Source organism: Nocardiopsis sp. TNDT3, from assembly GCF_003427465.1.
GTDB lineage: Bacteria > Actinomycetota > Actinomycetes > Streptosporangiales > Streptosporangiaceae > Nocardiopsis > Nocardiopsis dassonvillei.
Genome location: NZ_QPFC01000036.1, coordinates 1 through 4036, shown reverse-complemented (window position 1 = coordinate 4036; position 4036 = coordinate 1). Strand labels below are relative to the sequence as shown.

Below are 4036 nucleotides of genomic sequence, written 5' to 3'. Positions count from 1 at the left end.
CCGCCCAGGTCGCCGAGGCGCTCGCCCGGGCGGGGGAGCGCGGGGCGCTGCCGCGCGGACTCGGGCGCTCCTACGGCGACGCCGCCCAGGACGCCGGGGGCCTGGTGCTGGACTGCACCGGGCTCACCGGCCCCGTGCGCGTGGACGCCGAACGCGGCGAGGTCACCGCCCCCGCGGGCACCAGCGTGGACGCCCTGCTCGCGCACCTGCTGCCCCGCGGCCTCTTCGTCCCCGTCACCCCCGGGACCCGCCGCGTCACCCTGGGCGGTGCGGTCGCCGCCGACGTCCACGGCAAGAACCACCACACCGACTCCTCCCTGGGCGCGCACCTGCGCTCCCTCACCCTGGTCACCCCGGACGGGCGCACGCGCCGCCTGGGACCGGAACCCGGCGGCGACCCCGACCTGTTCTGGGCGACCGTCGGCGGCATGGGCCTGACCGGGGTGGTCACCGAGGCCACCCTGGGCGTGCTCCCCGTCCGGACCGCGTACATGCGGGTGGACACCGACCGGACGCCGGACCTGGAGGCCACCTTGGAGCTGATGGCGCGCCCCGGCCACCGGTACTCGGTGGCCTGGCTGGACCTGTTCGCCCGCGGGGACGGTCTGGGCCGGGGCGTGGTCACCCGCGCCCACCACGCCGAGACCGGCGACCTCCCGGAACCGCTGCGCCGCGACCCGCTGCGGTACCGGAACACGAGCCTGCCCGTGCCGCCCCTGACCCCGCCGGCGGCGACCCTGAACCGGTGGACCGTCGGCGCGTTCAACGCCCTCGAACACGGCCGGGCGCCCAGGAGGCGGCGCGGCCGGATCCAGCCGGTGGGCGGCTACTTCCACCCGCTGGACGCGCTCGACGGGTGGAACCGGCTGTACGGCAGGCACGGCGCCGTGCAGTACCAGTTCGTGGTGCCCTTCGGCGCGCAGGACGTCCTGGAGTGGATCGCCGGGGAGCTGTCGCGCACGCGCGCGCCCTCGTTCCTGGCGGTCCTCAAGCGGATGGGGCGGCCCACACCGGGACCGCTCTCCTTCCCCCGGCCGGGGTGGTCGCTGGCCGTGGACCTGCCCGCCGACCTGCCCGGTCTCGGCCCCCTGCTGCACCGCTTCGACGAGCGCGTGGCCGACGCGGGGGGCCGCCTGTACCTGGCCAAGGACAGCCGGGCCAGCCCCGAGGCCGTGCACGCCATGTACCCCGGCCTGCCCGCGTGGCGCCGGGTGCGCGGGCGGGCCGACCCGGACGGGGTCCTGGTCTCGGACCTGGCCCGCCGACTGCGGCTGCTGTGACAGCACGGCCCTTCGGTGGCACGATGACGGCCGTCCCCGGCAGCCGGGGACGCACACTCCGGAAAGGCAGGGACAGCCGTGCGCGACTCGGTGGGAGCGGTGCGGAGCGTGCTGCTGCTCGGCGGCCGCAGCGAGATCGGCCTGGCCATCGTCGAACGGCTGGTCCGCGAGGGCGCCCGCGAGGTGGTGCTGGCCGCCCGGGGCGGGGTGTCCTCGCCGCCGGGCGCGCTCACCGCTCTCGGGGCGCGGACGCACTCGGTGGACTTCGACGCCGGTCTGCCCGACACCCACACCGGTACCGTGGCGGCCGCGGTGGAGCTGGTGGGCGACCTGGACGTGGTGGTGGACGCGTTCGGGGTGCTGGGCGAGCAGTCCGGGTACGAGGCCGACCCGGCCGCCGCCGCCCGCGCCGCCGCCGTCAACTACACCGGGCACGTGTCCGCCGACCTGGCCGTGGCCGCCCGCCTGCGCGAGCAGGGCCACGGGACGCTCGTGGTGCTCTCCTCCGTGGCGGGGGTGCGGGTGCGCAGGTTCAACTTCGTGTACGGGTCGGCCAAGGCGGGCCTGGACGGCTTCGCGCAGGGCCTGGCCGACTCCCTGCACGGGTCCGGCGCGCGGGTGCTGGTGGTGCGGCCGGGCTACGTGCCGACGCGGATGTCGGCGCACGTGGCGCCCGCCCCCTTCCCGGCGACGCCGGGACAGGTCGCGGACGCGGTGTCGGCCGGACTGCGCTCGGGGGCCACCACCGTGTGGGCGCCGCGCGTGCTCCAGCCGATCTTCGCGGGCATGCGGCTGCTCCCGCGCCCGCTGTGGCGCCGCCTGGGCCGCTGAGGCGGGGCCCCGGGCGCCGCGCCAGCCGCGCCGCCGGTCAGCGCGGGCCCGCCTCCTCGGCGGTCAGCCGGTAGAACGCCAGCGGCACCAGGCAGCACAGCATCACCGCGGCGGGCACCAGCGTGCTGCCGACCAGCATGCCGCGCAGCGCCTCGTCGCTCTGCCGGACCGCCTCCCCGGCCCCGGACTCCACGTAGCCGCTCACCGCCAGGGCCAGCGACAGCAGCCCGGTTCCCACCGACTGCGCCATGGCCTCCCCGGCGGTCCACACGCCCGAGAGCACGCCGCCCTGCCGCCGCCCGGAGGCGTCGGCGGTGGCCAGGCAGTCGGCCAGCATCGACCACGGCAGCAGCGTCGTCCCCGACAGGCCCACGCCCACCAGCACGGAGGACAGCACGGCGCCGGGGAGGCCCCAGATCGGGATGAGCAGCAGACCCAGACCGCCCAGGGCGAACACCGCCGCCGCGTACCCGGCGGCGCGGCGCTTGTCCACCCGCAGGGACAGCCACCGCCACAGCGGGGCCGAAGCGATCAGCGGCACCAGCACGCACACCATGAGCACGCTCGTGTAGCCCGGCTCGCCCATGACGTTGGCCGTCACGTACGGCACGCCCGCGACCATGGTGCCGCCCGCCGTGGCCATCAGGAGGTTGGCGGGGAAGAGCACCCGGAAGTGCCGGTGGGCGAAGGCCACCCGCAGCTGGGCCGCCAGACCCTCCGTGCGGTGCGCGAACACCGGGCGCGGCGCCCGGCGCGTGCCCACCACCGAGCCCAGCATCGACACCAGCACCACGCAGCCCATGAGCAGGCCCATCAGCCGGTACCCGGCCACGGGGTCCGCGGGGGCCGACTGGACGACCGGCGCCAAGGCGCCGCCCAGCATCAGGGCGAGCCCGACGAACGCGGTCCGCCACGTGTTGAACGTGGACCGCTCGTGGTAGTCGGAGGTGATCTCCCCGGGCATGGCCGTGTGCGGCACCTGGAACACCGACGAGGCCAGCGCGGCGGCCACGAACACGGCCGCCACGTACACCGCGGCGGAGCCGCCCTCCAGCGGCGGCCCGGCGAACATCGCGGCGAACAGCACCGGCAGGGTCAGCGCCCCCGCCAGCATCCACGGGCGCCGCGGCCCCCACGGCGAACGCGTCCTATCCGACCAGATCCCGATATACGGACTGACCAGAAGGTCGACCACCTTGGGCAGGAGCACCACCGCCCCGGCCAGGGCGGGGCTCACCGCGAGCGTGTCGGTCAGGTAGATGAGGAGCAGCAGCCCGGGCACCGTGTTGAAGATCCCCGTGGCCACCGCGCCGCTGCCGTACCAGGCGTGCACGGAACGGGGCAGCGGAGCGCCCGGCCCGCCGACCGTGCTCCGGGCGGCGGCCTCCGGAGCGGCCCCTCCCACCGCGGCGCCCCCGGGCCCGGTGCCCCCGGACGCCGCGGAGTCGGCCGCGGCGGTCACACGCGCCCGTCCGCGGACGTCGTGGCCTCCGGCGCCGCGGCGGATCGTGCCGTCCTCGGGGCCTCCCGGCCCTCGGGAGCCGCGCCGCCCTCCCCGCCGCCGTCGCCGTACAGCTCCTCGTGCCCCACCGGGTCCACGTCGTGCGCCACGGGGCAGCCCGCCGGGAAGGTGCCGATCCGGTTGACGTCGTACCCCTTCGGGTAGCTGCGGATGTTCGGGTTGTCCTCCGCCCACAGCGGCTCCTCGCGCGGCTTCATCCGGCGCACCACCAGGGCCCGCAGCCTCAGCGCCAGGTCCGCCGCCCGCCGCCACGCCCTGCTGGGCGGCTCGTAGCGGAAGGTCTCGATGAGCGACTCGTCCAGGATCGCCATGGAGAACTTCCGGGCCAGCCCGGACACGTGCCGCGGGTAGAAGGACACCATCAGGTCGAGGGTGGCGTCGGAGACGGCCCGGCCGCCCTCGG

3 protein-coding genes and 1 pseudogene are annotated in these 4036 nt (G+C 76.6%); 2 read left to right on the top strand and 2 right to left on the bottom strand.

What is annotated here, in order from left to right; translation table 11 throughout:
- On the top strand, positions 1-1280 hold a 1280-nt coding region (locus tag DQW06_RS00945), incomplete at its 5' end, for an FAD-binding oxidoreductase (protein ID WP_157983318.1).
- 78 nt (positions 1281-1358) lie between these two features.
- A complete protein-coding gene (locus DQW06_RS00940) occupies positions 1359-2111 on the top strand; it encodes an SDR family NAD(P)-dependent oxidoreductase (protein WP_013151327.1) in 753 nt (250 codons plus the stop codon).
- A gap of 37 nt (positions 2112-2148) precedes the next feature.
- On the opposite strand, the gene DQW06_RS00935 is transcribed toward DQW06_RS00940, so the two are convergent.
- Complete coding sequence (locus DQW06_RS00935; RefSeq protein WP_117197790.1) at positions 2149-3516, bottom strand: MFS transporter; 1368 nt, start codon at positions 3514-3516, stop codon at positions 2149-2151.
- A 53-nt stretch (positions 3517-3569) separates the two neighbouring features.
- Positions 3570-4036 (bottom strand): annotated as a pseudogene (locus DQW06_RS00930) (DUF2236 domain-containing protein); the annotation flags it as partial.